The organism is Bradyrhizobium sp. 215_C5_N1_1, assembly GCF_052075935.1.
Classification (GTDB): domain Bacteria; phylum Pseudomonadota; class Alphaproteobacteria; order Rhizobiales; family Xanthobacteraceae; genus Bradyrhizobium; species Bradyrhizobium barranii.
This window is the reverse complement of sequence record NZ_CP197228.1, coordinates 8,729,251-8,753,744: the sequence shown is the minus strand read 5'-3', so window position 1 is coordinate 8,753,744 and position 24,494 is coordinate 8,729,251. Positions and strand designations below refer to the sequence as shown.

Annotated in this window: 19 protein-coding genes; 13 read left to right on the top strand and 6 right to left on the bottom strand. The window is 64.8% G+C overall.

All coding sequences use genetic code 11. The features are described 5' to 3' along the window. Positions 1 to 107: 107 nt before the first annotated feature. Positions 108 to 2,846 carry a DNA mismatch repair protein MutS gene (mutS, locus tag AB7G19_RS42140; protein WP_085404055.1) on the bottom strand — a complete coding sequence of 913 codons (2,739 nt, stop codon included), beginning with the start codon at positions 2,844 to 2,846 and terminating at the stop codon, positions 108 to 110. Between the two features lie 216 nt (positions 2,847 to 3,062). Here mutS and pcaF point away from each other — a divergent pair, with 216 nt between their 5' ends. The 6 genes from pcaF to AB7G19_RS42110 all read left to right on the top strand — a co-directional run bounded on the left by pcaF (position 3,063) and on the right by AB7G19_RS42110 (position 9,726). Further along, positions 3,063 to 4,271, top strand: a complete 1,209-nt coding sequence (gene pcaF, locus AB7G19_RS42135; RefSeq protein WP_085404054.1) for a 3-oxoadipyl-CoA thiolase — start codon at positions 3,063 to 3,065, stop codon at positions 4,269 to 4,271. Between the two features lie 56 nt (positions 4,272 to 4,327). Then, on the top strand, positions 4,328 to 5,221 hold the full coding sequence (locus AB7G19_RS42130) for a dioxygenase family protein (protein WP_085404053.1): 894 nt from the start codon (positions 4,328 to 4,330) through the stop codon (positions 5,219 to 5,221). A 119-nt stretch (positions 5,222 to 5,340) separates the two neighbouring features. Beyond that, the gene (gene pcaH / locus AB7G19_RS42125) at positions 5,341 to 6,042 is read left to right on the top strand and encodes a protocatechuate 3,4-dioxygenase subunit beta (protein ID WP_071909017.1); all 702 of its coding nucleotides are present in this window, start codon (positions 5,341 to 5,343) and stop codon (positions 6,040 to 6,042) included. After that, the gene (pcaG, locus tag AB7G19_RS42120) at positions 6,043 to 6,633 is read left to right on the top strand and encodes a protocatechuate 3,4-dioxygenase subunit alpha (protein ID WP_085404052.1); all 591 of its coding nucleotides are present in this window, start codon (positions 6,043 to 6,045) and stop codon (positions 6,631 to 6,633) included. It begins immediately after the preceding gene. Positions 6,634 to 6,897: 264 nt separating this feature from the next. Further along, positions 6,898 to 8,589 (top strand): methyl-accepting chemotaxis protein, encoded by a 1,692-nt coding sequence (locus tag AB7G19_RS42115; RefSeq protein ID WP_135215600.1) that lies wholly within the window; start codon positions 6,898 to 6,900, stop codon positions 8,587 to 8,589. 48 nt (positions 8,590 to 8,637) lie between these two features. Next, positions 8,638 to 9,726, top strand: a complete 1,089-nt coding sequence (locus AB7G19_RS42110) for a phosphotransferase (protein WP_085404050.1) — start codon at positions 8,638 to 8,640, stop codon at positions 9,724 to 9,726. A 114-nt stretch (positions 9,727 to 9,840) separates the two neighbouring features. On the opposite strand, the gene AB7G19_RS42105 is transcribed toward AB7G19_RS42110, so the two are convergent. From AB7G19_RS42105 to AB7G19_RS42090, 4 genes are all read right to left on the bottom strand, one after another. After that, the gene (locus AB7G19_RS42105; protein ID WP_085398134.1) at positions 9,841 to 11,016 is read right to left on the bottom strand and encodes an IS481 family transposase; all 1,176 of its coding nucleotides are present in this window, start codon (positions 11,014 to 11,016) and stop codon (positions 9,841 to 9,843) included. Between the two features lie 114 nt (positions 11,017 to 11,130). Continuing rightward, the gene (locus tag AB7G19_RS42100) at positions 11,131 to 12,687 is read right to left on the bottom strand and encodes an MDR family MFS transporter (protein ID WP_085404049.1); all 1,557 of its coding nucleotides are present in this window, start codon (positions 12,685 to 12,687) and stop codon (positions 11,131 to 11,133) included. A gap of 4 nt (positions 12,688 to 12,691) precedes the next feature. Further along, positions 12,692 to 13,867: an HlyD family secretion protein gene (locus AB7G19_RS42095; protein WP_085404048.1), complete on the bottom strand. Its 1,176-nt coding sequence runs from the start codon at positions 13,865 to 13,867 to the stop codon at positions 12,692 to 12,694. Further along, positions 13,860 to 14,342, bottom strand: a complete 483-nt coding sequence (locus AB7G19_RS42090; RefSeq protein WP_014491125.1) for a MarR family winged helix-turn-helix transcriptional regulator — start codon at positions 14,340 to 14,342, stop codon at positions 13,860 to 13,862. Before AB7G19_RS42090 ends, AB7G19_RS42095 begins: the two co-directional genes overlap by 8 nt. 155 nt (positions 14,343 to 14,497) lie before the next feature. Between AB7G19_RS42090 and AB7G19_RS42085 the strand changes: the two genes are divergently transcribed. The 7 genes from AB7G19_RS42085 to AB7G19_RS42055 all read left to right on the top strand — a co-directional run bounded on the left by AB7G19_RS42085 (position 14,498) and on the right by AB7G19_RS42055 (position 22,766). Beyond that, positions 14,498 to 14,992, top strand: coding sequence for a Fur family transcriptional regulator (locus AB7G19_RS42085; protein WP_038943833.1), 495 nt, complete (start codon positions 14,498 to 14,500; stop codon positions 14,990 to 14,992). Between the two features lie 34 nt (positions 14,993 to 15,026). Next, positions 15,027 to 15,980 (top strand): DMT family transporter, encoded by a 954-nt coding sequence (locus AB7G19_RS42080; RefSeq protein ID WP_085404047.1) that lies wholly within the window; start codon positions 15,027 to 15,029, stop codon positions 15,978 to 15,980. Positions 15,981 to 15,992: 12 nt separating this feature from the next. After that, positions 15,993 to 17,276, top strand: coding sequence for a flavodoxin-dependent (E)-4-hydroxy-3-methylbut-2-enyl-diphosphate synthase (ispG, locus tag AB7G19_RS42075; protein WP_441268810.1), 1,284 nt, complete (start codon positions 15,993 to 15,995; stop codon positions 17,274 to 17,276). Positions 17,277 to 17,469: 193 nt separating this feature from the next. After that, on the top strand, positions 17,470 to 18,366 hold the full coding sequence (locus tag AB7G19_RS42070; protein WP_085404045.1) for a TauD/TfdA dioxygenase family protein: 897 nt from the start codon (positions 17,470 to 17,472) through the stop codon (positions 18,364 to 18,366). Between the two features lie 137 nt (positions 18,367 to 18,503). Then, complete coding sequence (locus AB7G19_RS42065; protein WP_441268809.1) at positions 18,504 to 21,134, top strand: SUMF1/EgtB/PvdO family nonheme iron enzyme; 2,631 nt, start codon at positions 18,504 to 18,506, stop codon at positions 21,132 to 21,134. Between the two features lie 81 nt (positions 21,135 to 21,215). Further along, complete coding sequence (locus AB7G19_RS42060) at positions 21,216 to 21,647, top strand: hypothetical protein (RefSeq protein WP_063980026.1); 432 nt, start codon at positions 21,216 to 21,218, stop codon at positions 21,645 to 21,647. Positions 21,648 to 21,950: 303 nt separating this feature from the next. Next, positions 21,951 to 22,766 carry an N-acetylmuramoyl-L-alanine amidase gene (locus AB7G19_RS42055; protein ID WP_354077347.1) on the top strand — a complete coding sequence of 272 codons (816 nt, stop codon included), beginning with the start codon at positions 21,951 to 21,953 and terminating at the stop codon, positions 22,764 to 22,766. 96 nt (positions 22,767 to 22,862) lie between these two features. Here AB7G19_RS42055 and AB7G19_RS42050 read toward each other — a convergent pair whose 3' ends face one another. Continuing rightward, on the bottom strand, positions 22,863 to 24,473 hold the full coding sequence (locus AB7G19_RS42050) for a Na+/H+ antiporter (protein WP_094184376.1): 1,611 nt from the start codon (positions 24,471 to 24,473) through the stop codon (positions 22,863 to 22,865). Positions 24,474 to 24,494: the final 21 nt, after the last annotated feature.

The window sequence follows — 24,494 nt, the reverse complement described above, 5'->3', positions numbered from 1 at the left end:
TCGTAGGGTGGGCAAAGGCGCGCTCTTCGCGCGCCGTGCCCACCATCTTCCCGCGAATTGGTCGTTGAATGGTGGGCACGCTGCGCTTTGCCCACTCTACGGCATCGTCACTGCTTCGGCAGCTTGGCCTTCAACGCATACAGCGCATCCAGCGCCTCGCGCGGGGACATCTCGTCCGGATGCAGCGCCTTCACCGCGTCCATCAATAGCTCCGCCTCGCTCGGCGGCGCGGCTTCGGCGGCGGCGCGCGAGGGCACCGCGAACAGCGGCAGATCGTCGGCCAGCGCCCGGGCGGTTTGACCGCGGTCCTGGGCTTCCAACTTCGCCAGCACCGATTTGGCGCGCGTGATCACGGCCGGCGGCAGGCCGGCGAGCTTGGCGACCTGGATGCCGTAGGAGCGGTCGGCCGAGCCCGGCAGCACCTCGTGCAGGAACACGACATTGCCCTGCCATTCCTTCACCCGCACCGTCGCGTTGAACATCCGCGGCAGTTTTGCCGAGAGCGCGGTCAGCTCGTGATAATGCGTGGCGAACAGCGTGCGGCAGCGGTTGCTCTCGTGCAGATGCTCGATCGCGGCCCAGGCGATGGAGAGGCCGTCGAACGTCGCGGTGCCGCGGCCGATCTCGTCGAGGATCACGAGCGCGCGCTCGCCGGCCTGGTTCAGGATCGCTGCGGTCTCGACCATCTCCACCATGAAGGTGGAGCGGCCGCGGGCGAGGTCGTCGGCGGCGCCGACGCGCGAGAACAGGCGGTCGATGATGCCGATCCGCGCGCGCGTCGCCGGCACGAAGCTGCCGATCTGCGCCAGCAGCGCGATCAATGCGTTCTGGCGCAGGAAGGTCGATTTACCGGCCATGTTGGGACCGGTCAGCAGCCACAGCTGGCCGGATTTTTGCGCCGGTGTTGGCGAGAGATCGCAGGCATTGGCAATGAATGGCTCGCCATTGCGCTTCAAGGCCTGTTCCACGACGGGATGGCGGCCAGCTTCGATCGCGAAGCCGAGGGAGCCATCGACCTCGGGCCGCACATAATTGTCGTCGACCGCGAGCTTGGCCAGCGAGGTCGCGACGTCGAGCAGCGCAAAGGCATGGGCAGCGGCGCGCAGATCGTCGCTGATATCGAGCGCCTTCGCGGACAGCCGCTCGAAGATCTCGAGCTCGAGCCCGAGCGCGCGGTCGCCGGCATTGGCGATCTTGGCCTCGATCTCGCCGAGCTCCGAGGTGGTGAAGCGCACCTGGCCCGCCAGCGTCTGGCGATGGATGAAGGTCGCATTCAGCGGCGCCGACATCAGCTTGTCGCCGTGTTGCGCGGTGACCTCGACGAAATAGCCGAGCACGTTGTTGTGCCGGATCTTGAGGCCCTTCACACCGGTATGATCGGCGTAGCGCGCCTGCATCGAGGCGACCACAAGACGCGAAGCGTCGCGCAGGTTTCGCGTTTCGTCGAGCGCGGGCTCGTAGCCCTGACGCACGAAGCCGCCGTCGCGCTTGATCAGCGGCAGCTGCTCATCAAGGGCGCTGGCAAATTCGGATGCGAGCTCGCGCGACGGACGCTGCAGGGCCGCCATCACCACCGCGATCTCCTGCGGCGGCTGGTCGAGCTCGGAAAGCCGCGCCAGCACCTGGTCGGCGGCGATGATGCCGTCGCGCAGGCCGGAGAGGTCGCGCGGTCCGCCGCGGCCGACCGAAAGGCGGGCCAGCGCCCGCGACATGTCGGGCGCGCCGCGCAGGATGCTGCGGATGTCTTCACGCGCAGCGGAGTCCGCAACGAAGGCGCTGACGGCATCGAGCCGCCGCGCGATTGCGGGCGCGTCCGTCAGTGGCGCGGCCAGCCGCTGCGCCAGCAGGCGCGAGCCGGCCGAGGTCACGGTGCGGTCGATGGCGTCGAGCAGCGAGCCGCGGCGTTCGCCCGCGAGCGTTCGCGTCAGTTCGAGATTGGCGCGGGTGGCCGGATCGATCGCCATGGTCGCGCCCGAGGCCTCGCGCGCGGGTGGCGACAACGGCGGATGCTTGCCGACCTGGGTGCGGTCGACATAGGTGACGGCGGCGGCTGCGGCGGTCGCTTCGAGCCGCGTCAGTTGCGCCAGCCCGTCCATGGTCGCGACGGCGAAATAATCACACAGGCGTTTTTCCGCGGTGGCGCCATCGAAGACGTCGCGGGTCAGCGGCGTCACCGCCGGCAGCTCGCGCAAGGTCTGTCCGAGCTCGCTGTCATTGTAGAGTGCGTCGGTGACGATCGCCTCGTTCGGATTGATGCGCGCCAGCGTTGCGGCGAGCTCGCCGCTAGAGCATTCCATCACCGTGAATTCGGCGGTCGAGATGTCGATCCAGGCGAGGCCAAAACGGTCGCCGCCACCGGAGGCGCGGGCGCGCGCGATCGCCAGCAGATAATTGTTGGCGCGCGCGTCTAACAGCGTGTCCTCGGTCAGCGTGCCCGGCGTGACCAGCCGCACCACGCCACGGCGTACCACGCTCTTGTTGCCGCGCGCTTTGGCGGCGGCGGGATCCTCGGTCTGCTCGCACACGGCGACCCGGTGGCCGGCGCTGATCAGGCGATGCAGATAATCCTCGGAACGCTCGACCGGCACGCCGCACATCGGGATGTCGGCGCCCTGATGCTTGCCGCGCTTGGTCAAGACGATGCCGAGCGTCTTCGAGGCGATCTCGGCGTCCTCGAAGAACAGCTCGTAGAAGTCGCCCATCCGGTAGAACAGCAGCAGGCCCTGATGCGCCGCCTTGATTTCAAGGTACTGTTCCATCATCGGCGTGACGCGCGCGATGGCTTCCGCCGGCAGCGTGGGCGCTTCGTCAGGGGGCGGCACAGGTATCGGCTGTTGCATTGTCATGGGCGGCGCAACCTACAAAATTTCGCCTCCTGCTCCTACCGGTTTGGCCGGCGAGCGGAGGTTTTCCACGTTGTCCGCACCACGGCATGCATTGGCAGCGTGCGCCCCCCTCGGAACAAGCAAGAAACCGTCAATTGACCTGCCGCGGGCGCCCTCCTAAAACTCCGCGGACATTGAAGAATTTGGGCCGGACCGCGGCATTCAGGGAGAACAACGATGCGTGACGTCTTTATCTGCGATGCCGTGCGGACCCCGATCGGCCGTTTCGGCGGCTCGCTCGCCAAGGTGCGCGCCGACGACCTCGCGGCGGCCCCGATCAAGGCGCTGATGGCCAAGCATCCCAATCTCGACTGGGCACAGGTCGACGAAGTCTTCTTCGGCTGCGCCAACCAGGCCGGCGAGGACAACCGCAACGTCGCGCGCATGGCGCTGCTGCTTGCGGGCCTGCCGGATTCGGTTCCCGGGCAGACCCTGAACCGGCTCTGCGCCTCCGGCCTCGACGCGGTCGGTGCGGCTGGCCGCGCCATCCGTTCCGGCGAGATCGAGCTTGCGATCGCCGGCGGCGTCGAATCCATGACCCGCGCGCCCTTCGTGATGGGCAAGGCGCAGGAAGCCTTCTCGCGCTCCGCCGAGATTTTTGACACCACCATCGGCTGGCGTTTCATCAATCCGCTGTTGAAGGCGCAGTATGGCGTCGACGCCATGCCGGAGACCGGCGAGAACGTCGCCGAGGAATTCCAGGTCTCGCGCGCCGACCAGGACGCCTTCGCGATCCGTTCGCAGCAGCGCGCGGGCGCGGCGATCGCGGCGGGTTATTTCGCCGAGGAGATCACGCCGATCACCGTTCCCGGCGGCAAGGCCGGCCCGATCACCGTGGACAAGGACGAGCATCCGCGCCCGGAGACGACGCTGGAAGGCCTGGCAAAACTGAAGCCGATCGTGCGCAATCCCGGCACCGTGACCGCCGGCAACGCCTCCGGCGTCAATGACGGCGCGGCCGCGATGATCCTGGCTTCTGAAGCCGCCGTGAAGAAGCATGGCCTCACCCCGCGCGCACGCATCCTCGGCCTCGCCTCGGCCGGCGTGCCGCCGCGCATCATGGGCATCGGCCCGGTGCCGGCGACCCGCAAGCTGATGGAACGCCTCGGCAAGAAGATCAGCGATTTCGACCTGATCGAGCTCAACGAGGCCTTCGCCTCGCAAGGCATCGCCTGCATGCGCCAGCTCGGCGTCGCTGACGACGCCGATTTCGTCAATCCGCATGGCGGCGCCATCGCGCTCGGCCATCCCCTCGGCATGAGCGGCGCGCGCCTCGCGCTCACCGCCGTCCACGGCATGGAAAAGCGCGGCGGCAAGCTGGCGCTGGCCACCATGTGCGTCGGCGTCGGCCAGGGCGTTGCCGTTGCGATCGAGAAGCTGAATTAAGCTTTCTCTTCTCCCTCTCCCCGCAAACGGGGAGAGGGCCTTTCGAGGGCCGTGTCATGATCATCGAGCGCGAGCAGGATGTCACGGCCGCCGCACTGGCGGTTATGGAGCGGACGTCCGACCCGCGGATGCGGCAGATCATGGTCTCGCTGGTCAAGCATCTTCACGGCTTCGTCCGCGACGTGCGCCTGACCGAGAAGGAATTCCGCGACGCCACCGCTGTTATCGCCGAACTCGGCAAGCTGACCACCGACACGCACAACGAAGTCGTGCTGATGGCGGGCTCGCTCGGCGTCTCGCCGCTGGTGTGCCTGCTCAACAACGGCGATCAGGGCAATACCGAAACCGATCAGTCGCTGCTCGGCCCGTTCTGGCGGTTGAACTCGCCGCGGGTCGAGAATGGCGGCTCGATCGTCCGCTCGGAAACGCCCGGCGCGCCGCTGTTCGTCAGCGGCCGCGTCGTCGACAGGGACGGCCGTCCCGTCACGGGTGCGGAGGTCGATGTCTGGCACGCCTCGCCGGTCGGTCTCTACGAGAACCAGGACCCCGATCAGGCCGACATGAACCTGCGCGGCAAGTTCACGACCGACCAGGACGGACGCTTCGCCTTCCGCTCGGTGATGATGGTCGGCTACCCCATCCCGACCGACGGCGTGGTCGGCCGCCTCCTGGAGGCGCAGAGCCGGCATCCCTATCGTCCCGCGCATCTGCACGCGCTGATCTTCAAGCCCGGATTCAAGGTGCTGATCTCGCAGGTCTACGACCCCGCCGACCCCCATATCGACAGCGACGTGCAGTTCGGGGTGACGCAGGCACTGATCGGCAAGTTCCAGCGCCACGACACGCCGCATCCGACCGCACGAGACGTCCCGACCCCCTGGTATTCGCTCGACCACACCTACCGGCTGGAGGCCGGTGAGGCCGTGTTACCGCGTCCGCCGATCAAATAGCGTGGCCCTGCCGGGCGCAGGACGCCCGCCAAACCCGCTTCCCTAGATTAGTTATGTTCTATAATGATCGGGGGGAGCGTTGACCGGCTGGAGCAAAATGGCCGGGGAGGAGTTCGCCAATGACATTCATCTATCCCGTCGACAGCAACAAGGCGCATCCGCTGCCGCTGTCGCCCGAATACAAGAGCTCGATCAAGCGCGCGCCGAACAAGCCCTTGATCCCGATGCGCCACACGCTGTCGGAATTGACCGGCCCGGTCTACGGCCACGAGACCGTGCGCGAGGGCGATGCCGATCTCACCACCCAGCATACCGGCGAGCCGATCGGCGAGCGCATCATCGTGCACGGCCATGTGCGCGACGAGGACGGCCGCGGCGTGCCGAACTCGCTGGTCGAGATCTGGCAGGCCAATTCCTGCGGCCGCTACGTCCATGTCCGCGACCAGCATCCGGCGCCGCTCGATCCGAACTTCACCGGCGCGGGCCGCACCGTGAGCGATGCCGCCGGCTACTACCGTTTCGTCACCATCAAGCCTGGCGCCTATCCCTGGGGCAATCACCACAACGCCTGGCGTCCCGCGCATATCCATCTGTCGGTGTTCGGCCATTCCTTCGTAACGCGCCTCGTGACGCAGATGTATTTCCCTGCTGACCCGCTGTTCCCGTTCGACCCGATCTTCAATTCGGTGCCGGACGAGAAGGCGCGGGCGCGGATGGTGTCGTCTTTCGACCTCGAGAACACGCAGCCCGAATGGGCGCTGTGCTACCGCTTTGACATCGTGCTGCGCGGCAAGAACGCCACGCCAATGGAGAACACTTAAGTGCAGGACAACGGTATTACCCCATCGCAGACCGTCGGTCCGTTCTTCAAATACGGCCTGACACCGACCGGCGAATACGCCTGGAACGACGCGTTCACCAACTCGACGCTGACGCCCGACGTCACCGGCGACCGCGTCCGCATCGAAGGCCGCGTGTTCGACGGCGACGGCGTCGTCGTGCCCGACGTCATGCTGGAGATCTGGCAGGCGGATGCGAAGGGCCGCTTCGCCGACCCCCAGGACAAGCGCGCGCTGCCCAATGCCAGCTTCCGCGGCTTTGCCCGCTGCGGCACCGACAAGGACGGCAATTATTCCTTCGACACCGTCAAGCCGGGCGCGGTGCCCGATCCCGACGGAAAGCCACAGGCGCCGCACATCGTCCTTGCGGTGTTCGGTCGCGGCATGCTGCGGCATCTCTACACCCGTATCTATTTCAGCGACGAGGCCGGCAATGTCGCCGATCCCGTGCTGGGACTGGTGCCGGCCGATCGCCGCGCGACGCTGATCGCGACGCGCGAGGCGGGGAAGGCGGTCTATCGGCTCGACCTGCGGCTTCAGGGCGACGACGAGACGGTGTTCTTCGACATGTGAGGCAGCAACGCGTGGCGGCGATATCGACAGCCGCCACGCGTTTCTCATCCAGCGCAACTGAGCTGGTTGCTGCGTTTCATCGGGCCTGAGACGTTTCTGTTCGTGCCCCGAGTCGGTCTCGCTGACGCAAAAACGACCGACTGACGTCCTCTTTTCGTAATTTTCCGGTGCCCGCGGGATACAATTTCCGCGCGAAGCAATCCCGTGTTTACCGCAGTTGTTTAGGGTCCGTTCGGATTTCGACCTGCGCCATTGGATTGTTTCATGAAAATTCGTCTCTCGCTTTCTTCTGCAGTCATTGCATTCGGGATCGTGCTCGCCATCGGCTTTACTGCCGTCGTCTCGACCAGCCTTTACGCCCTGCGCGAGCTCAAGGTCGGCGGTCCGCTTTACTCCGACATCAAGCTCGGCAACGACCTCATCGCGGACATCCTGCCGCCGCCCGAATATGTGATCGAAGCCTATCTCGAGGCCACGCTCGCCATGCGTGAGCCGGACCAGCTGTCGGCCCATGGCGAACGCCTGGTCCAGCTCCGCAAGGATTACGATGAGCGCAAGGCATTCTGGACCACCTCCAACCTCTCCACCGATCTGAAGACGGCGTTGGTGTCGAAATCCGACGCCGAGGTGCAGAAGTTCTGGAAGCTTCTGTCCGACCAGCTCCTGCCAGCCCTCAAAGCCAAGGACGTGGCCGGCGCCGAACGCGCCTATGCGCAGCTCAAGGACGCCTACACCGCGCACCGCGCCGTCATCGACAGCATCGTCGAGAGCGCCAACAAGCAGAATGCCGACATGGAGAAGCTGGCCGCCGAGCGCGACAGCTCGATCCTCTACATTCTCCTCGGCGTCTCCGCAGCCGTCCTGGCCTTCATTGCCGCAGGCCTGCTCGGCGTCGCGCTTGGCGTGGTACGCCCGATCGTGCGCATGACGGACACGATGCAGAAGCTCGCGACCGGCGATCTCGCCGCCGACATCCCCTTCGCGCACCGCCAGGACGAGGTCGGCTCGATGGCGGGTGCGCTCCAGGTGTTCAAGCAGGGGGCGATCGAGAATTCGCGCCTGCGCGAGGAGCAGTTGCGGAAGGAGCAGGAGGCCGCGACGGCCAAGCGCGGTGCCCTGCACCAGATGGCCGAGACCGTCGAGCGCGAGACCGGCCGCTCGGTCGATTCCGCGAGCGTGGCGAGCCAGGGTGTCGAACGGGCCGCCTCCAGCCTGTCCGAGATCGCCCGGTCGCTGTCTGCGGAGTCGCAGGCGGTGGCCTCGGCGTCCACCCAGGCGCTGGGCAGCTCGCAGACGGTCTCGGCCGCGGCCGAAGAACTGAGCGCCTCGATCCGGGACATCGCAACGCAGGTGGCGCGGACCAGCACGGTCACGAAATCGGCGGTCGCGGGCCGCGAGCAGGCGCGTTCGACCATCCAGGCGCTGGCGGGCGCGGTGAAGAAGATTGCGGAGGTCTCCGACCTCATTGGCGGCATCGCCGGCCAGACCAACCTCCTGGCGCTCAATGCCACGATCGAGGCCGCGCGGGCCGGCGAGGCCGGCCGCGGCTTTGCGGTGGTTGCGGCCGAAGTGAAATCGCTGTCCGACCAGACCGCCAAATCCACCGAAGAGATCGGGCGCCTGATCGCCGAGGTGCAGGCCTCGACCCAGGCCGCGGTCGATGCGGTCGAGACGATGGGAGGCCACATCGTCGAGATCGACGGCGTGGCGACCTCGGTCGCGGCGGCGATGGAGGAGCAGGACTCCGCAACGCGGGAGATCGCGCGGTCGATTTCCGAATCGGCATCCGCTGCGAAGGAGGTCTCGGCCAAGATCGCCAATGTCAGCCGCGACGCCGCCTCGGTGGACGAGCGCGCCACGGAGGTGAGGCAGGCGATTGCGGGCATGGCGGCCAATCTGGAATCGCTGCGGTCGGTCGTCGTCCGGACCGTGCGCGACTCGACCGCCGCGGCTTGAGCCGGGCGCCGGGTCTGCAACTGGTGTGTGGGGTCGTGATCGCGCAGTATGGCGCGGGACAGGGGCATCGTGGTCATGACACCTCCACAACTGCCGGCGGTCGTTGAGCCCGCCCAACTGACGGCTGCGCTGCGCAGGGGTGGCGTGCTGGACGCTGGCGCGGTGCGCGAGGTGAAGGTGCTGCATCAGCGTGACACCGTCGTGTCACACATCGTCCGCCTCGGCCTGCGCTATGTCGGGGAATCCGCCGGTGCGCCGCAATCACTGATCCTGAAGACCGCCAATTCCGCGTTTGCGCAGACGCTCGCCAATGCCGGCCGGCACGAGGTGGCGTACTACACGCAGCCTGCGCCGAAGATGCCGCTGGGATTGGTGCCGCGCTGCTTCGACGCGCATTTCGACGAAGAAAGCCTCGCCTGGCACCTGCTGCTCGAGGATCTCACCGACAGCCACGAGGTCGCAACGCAATGGCCGCTGCCGCCGTCACGCGAGCAGGCGATCGCGATCGTCACGACGCTGGCGCGCTGGCATGCGGCCTGGTGGGACCATCCCGATCTCGGCGAGACCGTCGGCAGCTGGGCGAGCACCGAAGACAGCACGCAGCACATGGAGGCGTTTGCAGGTCATTACGACCGCTTTGCCGATTTGCTCGGTGACCGCCTCAGCGAGGAGCGACGCCTCATCTACCGTCGCCTCATCGATCAGTCGGCCCGGCTATCCGAGCGCTATCATTCGCGCCGTCATCTCAGCATCACCCATGGTGATGCCCATAGCTGGAATTTCCTGCTGCCCCGCACCGGTGTCGCCGATACCGCGCGCATCTTCGACTTCGACCTGTGGGGCATCGACGTCCCGACCAACGATCTCGCCTACATGATGGCGATGCAATGGTACCCGGAGCGACGGCAGGCGCTCGAACGCTCGCTGCTCAATTTCTATCATGACACGCTGATCGAAAGCGGCATCACGGGCTACACGCGAGGTGCGCTCGATCGCGACTACCGTTGGTCCGTGCTCTGGCACATCACCAAGCCGGTCTGGCAGTGGAGCATCAACATCCCGCCGGTGATCTGGTGGAACAATCTGGAGCGGGTGATGATGGCGGTCGAGGATTTGGGCTGCGAGGAGTTACTGTAGTAACTCGTGCCGCCTGCTCGCTGTCGTCGCCCGGCTTGACCGGGCGACCCAGTATTCCAGAGACGTTTGTGGGCTTCGGAGAAGCCGCGGCGTACTGGATGCCCCGCCTTCTGTTTAGCCCGGAGACATGGCTGACACCTGTTCGGACACATCACTGACAGGTTGGCCATTGGTCAAGTCGATCGATGCGACCTGCCAGCTGGCGAAGAAGATTCCGTAGTGGCCGTCACGATCCAGCGGCCGGATGGCAAGGCGTTCGCGGGCGAAGGCCTGGGGAACTTTCCAGAAGTGTCCCTTGAAGGAGATGTAGGGTCTTGTCGATGAGACCCTGCGCACGATCTCGCCGCTGTCGTATTCGACGTTCGGAACGCGGGCCGGCATGGGGCGAGCACTTGGCCGGAAGCGATCGGCAGGGACCTGCATATCGAGGCCTTGGTGAGGCCGCTCCAGATTGTAGACCGGCCGCCAGGCGTCGAAGGCGCGCTGGACTTCCGGGAGAGTTCGGAAGCGGCGCATTGCAAACACCTCGGCCTTCAGGGTGCGATGGAAGCGTTCGTTCTTGCCGCGGGCCTGTGGGTGGCATGGCCTTGCGTGCACCACCCTGACGCCAAGCTTGAGCAGCCACACCTTCAGTCCGGTCCAACGAATGCCGGACGTATCGCCCCAGGGTGAGCCATTGTCGGTGTAGAAGGCCTCCGGCAGGCCATAGCAGCGGAACGTCGTCGACAGGTGATTCTGCACGGTGAGGCGCTGCTCGTCGGCACATGCCTTCAGGCACAGCACGTAGCGCGAGTGATCGTCGACGATCGTTAGCGGATGGCACCGCGTCCCATTGGCGAGCGGCAGGTGACCCTTGAAGTCCATCTGCCACAGCAGGTTGGGAGCTTCCTTCTCGAACCGGTGGCCCGGATTGGGCGGCGCATTCTCACTCGGTTTGATCCGGTCGTTCCGACACAGGATCTGGTGCACCGTTGATGGCACAGGCACCGTCTGCCCGCCCCGCTTCAGGCAATGGGCAATCTTCCGTGCTCCCCAAGCCGGATGCTTGTCGCGTACAGCCAGGACTTCTGCCTCGACCGCAGCCTCACTCCGCTTGGGCATCGCATGCGGGCGCCGGGAACAGTCGGCCAGCTCCCGATCGCCGGCCTGCCAGCGCGCCAGCCACTTGTAGCCGACGTCAGGACTGATGTTGAACCGACGGCACAGTTCGCGCCGGTTGGCGCCCTCCTGCAAAGCCAGCCGCACAAACTCGTGGCGCTGATCCATCACTGACACCTCGCTCCAAGGCATGGACGGCCTCCCGAATCGGACCAATCCAGCCAATGTTGATGTGTCAGCTATGTCTCCGAACACCCGTCAGTGATCTGTCCGGGCTAAACACTTCGCGGGGCATGACGCCAGTGGCTACTCCATCACCGCATGTTCCGGCCCCGCGGCCTGCTTGCGCAGCGTGGCCTTGGTCGAGCCGATCAGCAAGGCGAGCGGGATGGTGCAGAGGATGAAGATCATCACCAGCATATAGTCGTGTGCGAAGGCGATGATCTGCGCCTGCACGCTGACCATCCTGTCGGCCATGGCGCGGCCGGCGTCGGTGGAGAGATTGATCATGCCGCTGACGCTGGGCATCTGGAGCGCGTGGTTGAACGGGTTGATGTACTCGGACAGGATCGCGTAGGTCCTCCGCGTTCCCTGCGTCAGTTCGGCGATGACGACGGAGATGCCGACCGAGCTCGCGACGTTGCGCATCAGGGTCAGCATCGCGGTGCCGTCAGTACGCAGCTCGTTCGACAGGGTCAGGAATGCCACCGTCGAGAGCGGCACGAAGACGAGGCCGAAGCCAAAGCCCTGGATGACACTGACGGTGACGATCTCCGGCACCTGGGTCAGGTCGGTCCACCCGGTCATCTGGAACAGCGAGCCCGCGGTCAGCGTCAGGCCGGTGATGATCAGTGTGCGTGCCTCGAAATAACGCATCATGCGGCCAACCAGCATCATGGCGAAGAAGGTGCCGAAGCCGCGGCTCGCCAGCAGCAGGCCGGCGGTGATGATGGGATAGCCGATCACGTTCTGCATGTAGGGCGAGGCCAGCGCCATGGTCGAGAACAGCACGAGCCCCATCACGACCATGAACATGCAGCCGGTGACGAAGTTGCGATCCTTGAACAGCGCGAAGCGGATGAACGGCGACGACGTCGTGAAGGAGTGCGCGAGGAAGAAGTAGAAGGCGACGGCCGAGACGATGAACTCTGCGATGATCTCATTGGATTCGAGCCAGCCCAATTGCTCGCCCCTGTCCAGCGCGAGTTGAAGCGAGCCGATCGCGACCGCCAGCGCGGCGAAACCGAACCAGTCGAATTTGAGGCTGATATCCTTCCGGGTCTCGTCCATGAAGACGATCAGGCCGAGCACGGTGATGGCGCCGAACGGCAGGTTGACGAAGAACACCCAGTGCCAGGAATAGGTCTCGGTCAGCCAGGCGCCGAGCGAGGGGCCCATGATCGGGCCCATCATCACGCCCATGCCCCAGATCGACATCGCCTTGGCGCGTTCCTGGAGCGTGTAATAATCGAGCATGACTGATTGCGACAGCGGCACCAGGGCCGCGCCGAACACGCCTTGCAGCAGACGGAACAGCACCATCTGGTTGATGTCCTGCGCCAAGCCGCACAGCACGGATGCGAAGGTGAAGCCGGCGGCGCAGATGATGAAGATGCGCTTGCGGCCGAAGCGGTTGGCGATCCAGCCGACCGGCGCCGTCATGATCGCGGCGGCGACGATGTAGGACGTCAAGACCCAGTTGATCTGGTCCTGCGAGGCCGACAGTGAGCCCTGCATGTAGGGCAAGGCGACGTTGGCGATGGTGGTGTCCAGCGCCTGCATGATGGTCGCGGTCATGGCGCAGATCGTCACCATGTTCCTGCGCAGGCCGGGGACCATCAGGCTGGCATTGGGGCCGGACATCGGATCAGTCCTTGTCCTGGTCTTTGTCCTGGTTCGCCGTCGCCGACAATCCGAACAGGCCGGCGAGCGAGCGCTTGTGGCCGGTGTCGATGGTGGCGTAGACGCTCATGCCGGCCTTCAGCTTCCGCACGTATTTGTCGGTCTCGTCGAAATAGATCCGGATCGGCACGCGCTGTACCACCTTGACGAAATTGCCGGTGGCGTTCTGCGGCGGTAGGATCGCGAATTGCGCGCCGGTGCCGGGCGAGAGCGAACCGATCTTGCCCTTGAAGACGTGGTTCGGGAACGCGTCGACCTCGAGGGTCACAGGCTGTCCCTCGGTGACGTGGGTGAGGTCGCTCTCCTTCGGATTGGCGTCGACCCAGGGGTGGGCGACGTCGATGATGGAGAACACCGGCGTGCCGGCGGTGACGTAGCGGCCGAGCTGAATCTGCTCGACCTGCGTCGCAACGCCGCCCATCGATGCCCGCACCACGGCGTGGTCGAGATTGCGCTCGGCATTGTCGAGCTTGGACTTGGCCTGCGCGTAAGGCGGGAATTTCTCCAGCGGCAGGTCGGTGTCGCCGAGCAGCTGCGTCTTGGCCGCCGAGATCTGCTGCTTGACGTATTGCGCGATCGAACCTGATGTGACCAGCGCGTTCGCGGAGTTGTCGAGGTCGAGTTGCGAGCCGTAGCTGTTCTTCACCAGCGCCTGCTTGCGCTCGACGTCGCGCTGCTTCAGGTCGACGCCCTGTTGCGCAAGGTTAAGCATGTCGCCGTAGATCTTGATGTTGGCGCGGAGGTTGTCATAGGTCGACTGCGCCTGCATCAGCTGCGCCCTGGCCTCGTCCACCGCGAGGCGGAACGGCACGGGATCGATCTCGAACAGCTCGTCGCCTTGCTTGACGATCTGGCCTTCCCTCACGACGACCTTCTGGATCTTGCCGGAGATGTCGGGCGTCACCAGGACCTTCTGCGCGCCGACATAGGCATCGTCAGTGCCGACGTAGCGGCCGCCGTTCAGATAGAAGGTGAGGCCGCCGACGGCGACGACGAGCGGCAGCACGACCAGGAGCAGGAAGCGGCGATAGCGGCGCAGGCCCGCCACCAGGCGGCGGCGCGGATCGGTGCCGGCTTTCTTGGTGGGCTTGCCGCTGTCGCTCTTCTGCTCGGGCTGGAACTTGAGGACCTGATCAGCCATAGCGCTGCTCCTTACGCGCTTGTTCCGCGCCGGATGTCTGGATCGCGTTACGCACGTTTTCCTTGATGGATTCGAGTTGGGTGAGGAGACGGTGGGCGTCCGCCGGGCTGATGCCGTCGAGTGCGTTCGCCGTGAGTTCCGATTTCAGGCCGCTCATCTTGCCGAGCAGCGCACGGCCGGCCTTCTTGAGATAGAGGCGCTTGACGCGGCGGTCCGAGGCGTCGCTGCGGCGCTCGATCCAGTCGCTGTCGCAGAGCTTGTCGATCAGGCGCGTCAGCGTGATCGGCTGCATCTCCAGCAACTCGGCGAGTTCCGACTGCTTCATGCCCTCGCTGCGCTCGACCTTGGCCAGGACCGCCCATTGCGCGCGGGTGATGCCGAAGCGCGATGCCTCCTTGTCGGCATAGACCCGCAAGAGGCGGTAGAGTTCACCGAGCGTGAACAGGAAGTTCTGGTCGACGGACCCGCGGGTCATAAGGTTATCTCCAATGAGCTTGACTATAATAAGCAAGCTTATGATTATTTCGTGGCGGATTAGCGGGACGCTGTCCCGCAGCAAGAGCATGGCTGGCAGGCGCATTCCCGGTCGCGCTTTGGGTTCCACGGCCGAAATGCTAGAAGGCAGGCCACATGACCCTCGCAAAGCCGGCATTTCCGACGCCCGACCACGATCACGGCCGCTGCACCGCGGACGCGCTGGCGCACGCCGAGACGGTTTGCGAGGCTCGCGCGCAGAAATTCACGCCGATCCGCCGCCAGGTGCTGGGGGCGCTGCTCTCCAGCCACCGGCCGCTCGGCGCCTATGAGATCATCGACGAATTGGCAAAGTCGATGCCGCGGCCGGCGCCGATCACGGTCTACCGTGCGCTCGATTTCCTGATGGCCAACGGCCTCGTGCACCGCATCGAAAGCCGCAACGCCTACCTCGCCTGCGCCGCCCACGACCACGACGCGACCTCGGCGGTGGCGTTCCTGATCTGCGAGCGCTGCGGCCTGGTCGGCGAGATCCCGTCGGCGTCCTTCGCCAAGGACCTCAATGCCGCGGCGCGCAGCTCAGGCTTCGCACCAAAACTGTCCGTGGTGGAGATTACGGGCGTCTGCGCCCATTGTCAGAAAGCTGCATAAAGCAACAACGGCGCAAGCCGGTATTCGGGAAGAAATGTCCGCACCACAAGCCATACCGTCCGCCGGTCGCCCCCTCAGTGCCGGCGCCATCGCCCTGATGCTCATGCTGTGCCTGACCTGGGGCTTCAATCAGATCGCAGTGAAGCTGGTGCTGCCGGAGGTGCCGGCGATGCTCCAGGCGATGATCCGTTCGATGGGTGCGCTGCCGGTGCTGTTCATCGTCGGCAGTTTGCGCGGCGTCAAATTCTTCGAGCGCGACGGCACGTGGAAGGCCGGCCTGGTCGCCGGGCTGATGTTCGGCGTCGAGTTCGTGCTGATTTTCCAGGGCCTGCGCCTGACCTCGGCCTCGCGCGCGGTGGTGTTCCTCTACACGGCGCCGTTCTTCGTCGCGCTCGGGTCCTACCAGGTGCTCGGCGAGCGGCTCGGCGGCACCCAATGGCTGGGGCTGGCTGTGAGCTTTGCCGGAGTTGCGCTCGCGATCGGCGTGCCGCAGCCCAATGTGGATTCGCACATCCTGCTCGGCGACCTCCTGATCGTGGCCGGCGCAGGGCTTTGGGCGGCGACCACGCTGGTCGCCAAGGGCACCCGGCTGCGCTTCGCGGCGCCGGAAAAAGCACTCGGCTATCAGGTCGCGACCTCGATCCCGATCCTGGGCACCGCCGCCTGGCTGTTTGGGGAGACCATCACCCAGACCCCGTCGCCGCTGTCGCTCGGCCTGATGGCCTTCCAGGCGATCTGGGTGGTTGGAACCACGTTCACGCTTTGGTTCGCGCTGGTCAAGACCTATTCGGCCAGCAAATTGTCGGCTTTTACCTTCATCACCCCTTTGTTTGGCGTGGTGGGTAGCTATTTCATCATGCACGACACCTTGAGCCTGACATTCGGGGCCGCTGCGATCCTTGTAATTGCTGGGCTTTTTCTGGTTAACCGTCCCAGCTCAACGGCTGCGGCGCCGCGCGATGCATTGCTCAACGTCACCAAAACCTGATATTTGGACCCCATGAACAAGCTCGAAAACCCCATTGATTCCGACATTGCGGGCCCGGCGCCCCGGCACCGGACCACCCAGGTCAAGGTCGGCGACGTCGCCGTTGGCGGCGGTGCGCCGATCGTCGTGCAGTCGATGACCAACACCGACACCGCCGACATCGACGGCACCATCGCCCAGGTCGCAGCGCTTGCGCGCGCCGGCTCCGAAATGGTCCGCATCACCGTGGACCGCGAGGAGGCCGCTGCTGCCGTTCCGCATATCCGCGACGGCCTGGCCAAGCGTGGCATCACCACGCCGCTGATCGGCGACTTCCACTATATCGGCCACAAGCTGCTCGCGGCCTATCCGGCCTGCGCCGAGGCGCTCGCGAAATATCGCATCAATCCCGGCAATGTCGGCTTCAAGGACAAGCGCGACACCCAGTTCGCCGACATCATCGAGATCGCGAACAAGAACGGCAAGCCGGTCCGCATCGGCGCCAATTGGGGTTCGCTCGACCAAGAGCTGCTGACCAAGCTGATGGACGAGAACGCCGCGTCCGCCAATCCGCGCGACGTGCGCGCGGTGACGCGCGAGGCCATGGTGCAGTCGGCGCTGCTCTCGGCCGCACGCGCCGAAGAACTCGGCATGCCCAAGAACCGCATCATCCTGTCGGCCAAGGTTTCGGCCGTGCAGGATCTGATCGCGGTCTATCAGGATCTCGCGGCGCGTTCCGATTACGCCATCCATCTCGGTCTCACCGAGGCCGGCATGGGCACCAAGGGCATCGTGGCCTCGTCGGCCGCGCTCGGCACCCTGCTTCAGCAGGGCATCGGCGACACCATCCGCATCTCGCTGACGCCGGAGCCCGGCGGCGACCGCACCCGCGAAGTGCAGGTCGGCCAGGAATTGCTGCAGACCATGGGCTTCCGCACCTTCGTGCCGCTGGTTGCGGCGTGCCCCGGCTGCGGCCGCACCACATCGACCACGTTCCAGGAGCTGGCGAGCTCGATCCAGGCGTTCATCCGCGACGAGATGCCGGGCTGGAAGACGAAATATCCGGGCGTCGAAGAGCTCAACGTCGCGGTGATGGGCTGCATCGTCAACGGCCCCGGCGAATCCAAGCACGCCAATATCGGCATCTCGCTGCCGGGCACCGGCGAAGCGCCGGCCGCGCCCGTCTTCGTCGATGGCAAGAAATTCCGCACGCTGCGCGGCCCGACCATCTCCGCCGACTTCAAGGCGCTGGTGATCGACTACATCGACCAGCGCTACGGCCAGGGCGCCAAGGTGCCGGTGACCGCGGCGGAGTAAGCGTCTCCCAAACATTGGAATCGTAGGGCGGGTTTGCCAAAAGCAACCCGCCTTATTTTTTGCGCGACCGTAGCCTGGATGGAGCGCAGCGAAATCCGGGGCATTGCCCACCGTGGAACGACCCGTTCCCGGATTGCGCTTCGCTCCATCCGGGCTACGATGTCTTCCAATCAAAATGATCGGGAGACATGCCATGAGCTCACTCGCCGGCAAGCAGGGCCCGCGCTACCGCCACACGGCCGAAGACGGCGCGGCTTACGAGACCATCGCGGTCGAAAAGCTCACCCCCATCATCGGCGCGGAAATATCCGGCGTCGACCTCGGCAGCCTCGTCGATGGCGATGCCCGCTCCAACCGACAGATGGACGAGATCCACCGCGCGCTCGCCGAAAACCTCGTCATCTTCTTCCGCGATCAAAACATCACGCCAAAACAGCATCTCGCGTTCGGCCGCAAGTTCGGCGAGCTGCATTTCCATCCCGCCGCGCCGCACGAGGACGAGGATCCCGCGCTGATGAAGATCTACGCCGACAAGAACTCGCCGCGGGCGAACGGCGAGGGCTGGCATTCGGACGTGTCCTGCGATCTCGAGCCGCCGATGGGCTCGATCCTCTACATCAAGCAGTGCCCGCCGCGCGGCGGCGACACGCTGTTCGCCAACATGTACGCGGCCTATGAGGCGCTGTCGGATCGGATGAAGGCCTATCTCGACGGGCTGACCGCGCTGCATGACGGCGAGCCGATCTATCGCGGGCTTTACGCCAATTACGGCGTCGCCGATCGTCCGTCCTATCCGAGCGCCGAGCATCCGGTGGTGCGCACGCATCCGGTGACGGGCAGGAAGGCGCTCTACGTCAACCGCGGCTTCACCCATCACATCAACGGCATCCCGCGCGACGAGAGCGATGCGATGCTGGCCTATCTCTACCAGCACGCCGAGAACCCGCTGTTCCAGTGCCGCTTCCGCTGGACCGGGAATGCCATCGCGTTCTGGGACAACCGCTGCACCCAGCACCGCGCGATGTGGGACTACTGGCCGCATACGCGTTCAGGCACGCGCGTGACGGTGAAGGGGGAAAGGCCGGTCTAAGTCGCCGCCGTCGCCAATCGCTCAGTGACCTGAATCACGGACTTGGTATTGCCCCCGTCGAATGATGTGGGCTCGTGGTGCTGCTTGCAGGGGCTACAACCAGCGATATACTCGCAAAGGGCGATTTGGGGGGAATTATGCGCTGGGTGGCGGCTACCATTCTTGCGCTCGTTTTTTACGGGTTCGCGGGTCAGGCGCTGGCCGAGAAGCGCGTCGCTCTGGTGATTGGCAATTCGTCGTACCGGAATGTCCCGAGCCTTCCGAATCCCCGGAATGACGCCGCCGAGATTGCCTCCCTGTTCAGATCTGCAGGATTTTCCGCGGTCGATGCCCGCCGTGATCTTGGGATTTCAGACATGCGGCGCGCGATCAGCGATTTCGCCGAGATGGCAAGCGATGCCGACGTGGCCGTCGTCTATTTCGCCGGCCATGGCATCGAGGTCGATGGTGCAAACTACGTCATCCCCGTCGACGCGAAGTTGTCCCGCGATTTCGACATCGAGGATGAGGCTATTTCCCTCGATCGCATTCTGAAATCGATCGAGCCCACCAAGCGGCTTCGCCTCGTCATCCTGGATGCGTGCCGGGACAACCCGTTCTTGAAGACCATGAAGCGAACCATAGCGTGCCGATCGATCGGTCGCGGGTTGGCGAAGGTCGAGCCCGCGATATCCGATACGCTGATTGCCTTCGCGGCCAAGGCCGGATCGGTTGCGCTGGACGGCGATGCCAAAAACAGTCCCTTCACGGCCGCGCTGCTGCACAACATCGCCGCTCCCGGCTTGGACTTGAGGATTGCGCTCGGCCGAGTTCGCGACGAAGTGCTGAAGGTCACCAATCGTCACCAGGAGCCGTTCGTCTATGGATCATTGGGCGGCTCTGTCATCTCGATCGTCGATGCACCGAAACTGCCGCCACCGCCAACGACGGATGACATCGTCTGGAACGCCGTGAAGGATTCGACCTATCCGGCCGTGTTCGAGGAGTTCATCGCGAAGTTTCCGACGACGCCACATCTGAAGGCGGCCCAATCACGGCGTGATGAGCTCAAGCAGGCGCAAGCTGCGGCTGCCGCGCGCATACCCCCGCCGCCGACCGCCGACGAAATCGTCTGGACGGCGATCAGGGATTCGAACTATCCCGCGATCTTCGATGATTTCGTCAGCAAGTTTCCCACCAGCAAGCATCGAGCCGAGGCGCAATCGCGTGCCGACGAGCTGCAAAAGCAGATCGCCGCCGCTGCCGCCCGCGTTCCACCGCCTCCGACCGCCGACGAGGTCGTCTGGGATGCCATCAAAGGCTCGACGTATCCGGCAATCTTCGATGATTTCGCCAGCAAGTTTCCGGCAAGCCCGCATCTGGCGGACGCCCAGAGGCGCAGGGATGAGCTGAAAAAGCAGATTGCCGCCACGCAAGCTCCGCCACCTCCAGCCGCCGAGGACATCGTCTGGGCCGCGATCAAGGGATCGCGCGATCCCGCGATCTTCGATGAGTTCGTGAGTAAATATACGGCGAGCCCGCACATCGCGGACGCGCGACAGCGCGGGAATGATCTGAGGAAGGAGATCGCGGCCGCTCAAGCGCCGCCACCTCCGCCTGCAGATGAGATCGTCTGGAACGCGATCAAGGAGTCGCACGATCCCGCGATCTTCGAGGAGTATTCCGCAAAATATTCCAGCAGTTCGCACGTCTCTGCCGCGCTGTCGCGTCGTGACGAGCTGTGGAAGGAACGCGCGGCGGCAGCTGCACCGCCGCCGGCCCCGCCCGCGACCGATGAGATCGTCTGGAATGCGATCAAGGATGGGCGCTCGCCGGCGATGTTCGAAGAGTTTCTGAGCAAATTTCCCGAAAGCGCGCGCTCCGCAGAGGCGCGCGAACGGTTCAAGGCGTTACAGGCGGTGCAGGTGGCCTCCACCAACGCCACGCTTCCGGCTCCAGACACGACCCCGCAGCGCGAAGGACTGACTGCGATTGGCATCAAGGTGTTGTCCGATTCGGAAGAGGCGGCTCTGAAGCAGAAGGCCAGCTTCAAGGAATGTGAAAAGTGTCCGGAGATGGTTGTGGTCCCGCCGGGCGCGTTCATGATGGGGACGTCGGAGAGTGCATCGAAACGCACCGCGGAATCGTCTCGCCACAAGGTGACGTTCGCCCATTCATTCGCGGTTGGCCGTTACGCTGTCACGTTTGCGGAATGGGACGCCTGCGTCGCCGATGGGGGATGCAATGGGTACAAGCCCTGGGACAACGGTTGGGGCCGCGGGAGACGACCGGCGATCAACATTTCCTGGTCGGATGCCAAGAGCTATGCAGCCTGGTTGTCGGCCCGCACCGGCAAGACGTACCGCCTCCTGAGCGAAGCCGAGCGGGAATATGTGACGCGCGCGGGAACGACGTCATCGTTCTGGTGGGGAGTCTCCGTGTCTCGGGGCCAGGCCAACTACGATGACAGGGCCAGCCAGGACAAGAATGCAAAGGGTGCCTCCGGGCAAAAGACGGCTCCTGTCGATTCCTTCCAGCCGAATCCGTGGGGCCTCTATCAGGTGCACGGCAATATTTGGGAATGGGTCGAGGATTGCGTCAACGACACTTATGAGGGCGTGCCTGTGGACGGGAGTCCTTGGCTGAAAGGCCGATGCGAGCAGCGTGTCCTCAGGGGAGGCTCCTGGGTCAGCAAGGCGGATGCAGTCGAAGCGGGGAGCCGTTACGGCGTGCAGTCCGAAGGACGCGTGAGCAACGTTGGATTTCGAGTCGCGAGAACCTTGAGATAGCCGGGCACGAGTGCATCGGCCTCGCCAGCCGGAACAATCCCATACAATAACTCTAAGATTTTTTCATTGGAGACTTATGAAATGACAACCTACCCGGTACGCCTACCGTCGGCCCTCTTGATCAAAATCACCGCGGGGCTCGTCCTGTTCTTCGGAATCCTCTGTGGCGCACATGCGGGCGGGGGGAACACGTCGCTCGTCGTGAAATCGGGCGAGGCAAAGGAAATCTGCAAATGCGGCGGACACTGGCGCGTCGACAGCAGTGGCAAGGTCTGGCCCGTCAGCATTGAAGTCGTGACTCCGCCGAAGAGCGGTGCCGTGACGACGCGAGCGAGCACCGGGCAACGCAAATTGAGAAGCGGAGAGGCCAAGACCGTGCGGCTGACCAGCGTGGTGTACCAATCCAAGAAGGGTTATGTCGGTGAAGACTCCTTCACGTATCGGCGCGTGACGGCGGACCCTACCGACCCGGATAATGGCAAGGTATACACAGTCGCCGTCACCGTCAGGTAATTGCGATGGGGGCGGATAGGAGCCCTAAGATCTGCCCCCTTCGGCCTGCCATAAAGGCGGCGATTACGCTGCGCCAACCCACTTCACGAAGCCGTGCTTGCGTTGACGTCTTCCCGCGTCCGCGCCAATCTTCCCGAAAATCAAATCGGGAGGATCCGCCATGCTCCGCGCCGAGGACAACAAGTTCCTGACCGAGTCCGGCTCGGGGACGGGAATGGGCGAGTTGTTGCGATCGTCGTGCAGCGCTTCGGCGACGTCGCCGACTTCGTCGGCAGGCCGAGGATCGCGGCAGCGGAGTAGGACTTGTCGTTAGGGCGGGGCATCGTCGCAATTCTCCTCGTGTCGCTGGTCGCACTGTTGCTTCCGTCGATCGACGCGGGCCGTGCTGCCCCGGCCCGGAAGGTTGCGAAAGCCAGACCTAAGCCTGCGCCCGCACCAGCCAAATGTGAGATGCCGAAATTCCGGATCGTCGTCGACGTCGGGCACACCCCGGACTCCTACGGCGCGTTGAGCGCGCGCAATGATCCGGAATTCGGCTTCAACTTCCGGCTCGCAAGGCTGGTCACGGCAAAACTCAAATCCGAAGGCTTTACCGCAACCCGGCTGCTCGTCACGGACGGCAAGGCGCGGCCGAGCCTGTTCAAGCGCGTCAGTGCCGCGAATGACGGCCGGGCCGATCTCGTGCTATCGATCCATCACGATTCGGTGCCGGATAAGCTGCTCGAGACCTGGGAATTCGACGGCGCAAAGAGCTATTTCAGCGACCGCTTCTCGGGTCACTCGCTGTTCGTGTCCGAGCGCAATCCGCACTTCACCAGCAGCCTGAAGCTGGCCCGGATGATCGGCAGACAGTTGAAGGAGCAGGGGCTGCACTACGCCAGCCAATACACCCTGCCGGTGATGGGCCGCTACCGGCGCCAGCTGCTCGACAAGGATGTCGGCGTCTACCGCTATGACGGGCTCGTCGTGCTGTCACGGACGCGGAGTGCCGCCGTGCTGCTCGAAGCCGGCTCGATCATCAACCGCGACGAGGAGATGGAGATGAATTCGTCGGAGCGGCAGGAGATGATTGCGGGCGCCGTTGCGGCGGGGGTCGGGGAATTTTGCGAGAGGCGATAGTTGGTGCTGCCGTCATTGCGAGCGAAGCGAAGCAATCCAGAGTCTTTCCACGGCAGCAGTCCGGATTGCTTCGCTTCGCTCGCAATGACGAAAAGACTACAACGGCACCCCCCGATACTCCCTGTTCGCCAGGCTTGCCTCTTCCAGGTCCAGGTCGCGCTCGATCCGGCGCCGCGTCTCGTCGGTGATCTGACCGTCGCGCAGGAGGTCGTGGATGAACTTTCGCTCGGCGACGATCAGGTCGCGGGTCAGGGCGGTGCCGGCGGCGGAGACGTCGTGATGGTTGGGGTCGAGGGAATCCGGAAGCTGGTTGACACGAATCTCGTGACGCGCGCGCAGGAGCCGCATCACCTCGTCCGACACATCCTTTTCCTCGGTCATTGCGTCGAGCGACTTCAGCGCCGCCTCGAGCGCCTGGCGGCGTGCCGCGATCTCGGCCTCGTGCTCGGCGACATGCTCGTTGCGGCCGGCCTCGGCGACACCGAGCCAGCGCACCACCGGCGGAAGCGTCAGGCCGACGCCGATCAGCGTCACGAAGATGACTCCGAAGGCGACGAACAGGATCAGGTCGCGATACGGGAAGGCCTCGCCGCCCGGCAACGTGAACGGCAGCGCCAGCGCGGCCGCCAGCGACACCGCGCCGCGCACGCCGGTGAAGGCGAGCACGAACGGCCATTGCCATGGCGGCGATGGGTCGCGCTTGCGCAGGCTCTTGCTCAATATCCGCGGCAGATAGATCGCAGGATACAGCCAGACGAAGCGTGCGATGACGATGACCGCCAGGACCACCGCGGTCGCGATCATGATATCGTCGAGCGGAAACGCCTTCGACTTCTCGTAGAGTGCCCGCATCTGGAAGCCGGTGAGCAGGAACAGCAGGCCCTCGATCAGGTAGATGATGAGATCCCAGAAGAAGATGCCTTGCAGGCGCGTTGACGCCGAGATCAGCAGCGGGCCGTTCCAGCTCACATAGAGGCCGCAGGCCACGGTCGCGATCACGCCGGAGCCGCCGAGATGCTCGGGCAGCCAGTAGGACACGTAGGGCGTGATCAGCGACAGCGTCAGCTCGACCTGCGGATCCCTGGACCATTTGCGGAAGCGAAGGGAGAGCCAGCCAATGCCGATGCCAAAGGCGATCTCGCTGGCGACGATGAGGACAAACTCGCCGGCCGCCAGCGGCAGTGAGAAATGGCCGACCATGATGGCCGCAAGCGCGAAGCGGTAGAGGATCAGCGCGGTCGCGTCGTTCGCGAGTCCCTCGCCCTCGAGGATGACCAGGAGCCGGCGCGGTATGTTCAGACGGCGCGCGATCGCGAGCGGCGCCACCACGTCCGGCGGAGCGACGATGGCGCCCAGCAGGAATCCGATGGTCCAGGGCAGGCCGATCACATAATGCGTGGCCGCAGCCACCAGCGCCGCGGTGAAGATCACCGCGCCGACAGCGAGCAGCACGATCGGCCGCAGATTGTTCCTGAACTCGCGCCAGCTCATCGCGACGCTCGCCGAGTAGATCAGCGGCGGCAACACCATCAGCAGCACCAGTTCCGGCGGCAGTTCCACCGGCGGCATGCCCGGCACGAAGGCGAGGCCGACGCCGGACAGCATCAGGAGAATGGCGGGTGCGATGTTGAAGCGGCGGGCGACCAGCGCGGTGCCGGCCAGCACCGTGAGCAGGATGAGAAAGGTCTGAAATTTCGCTGCGATCATGGCCTGTCTTGGCCCGGAAGC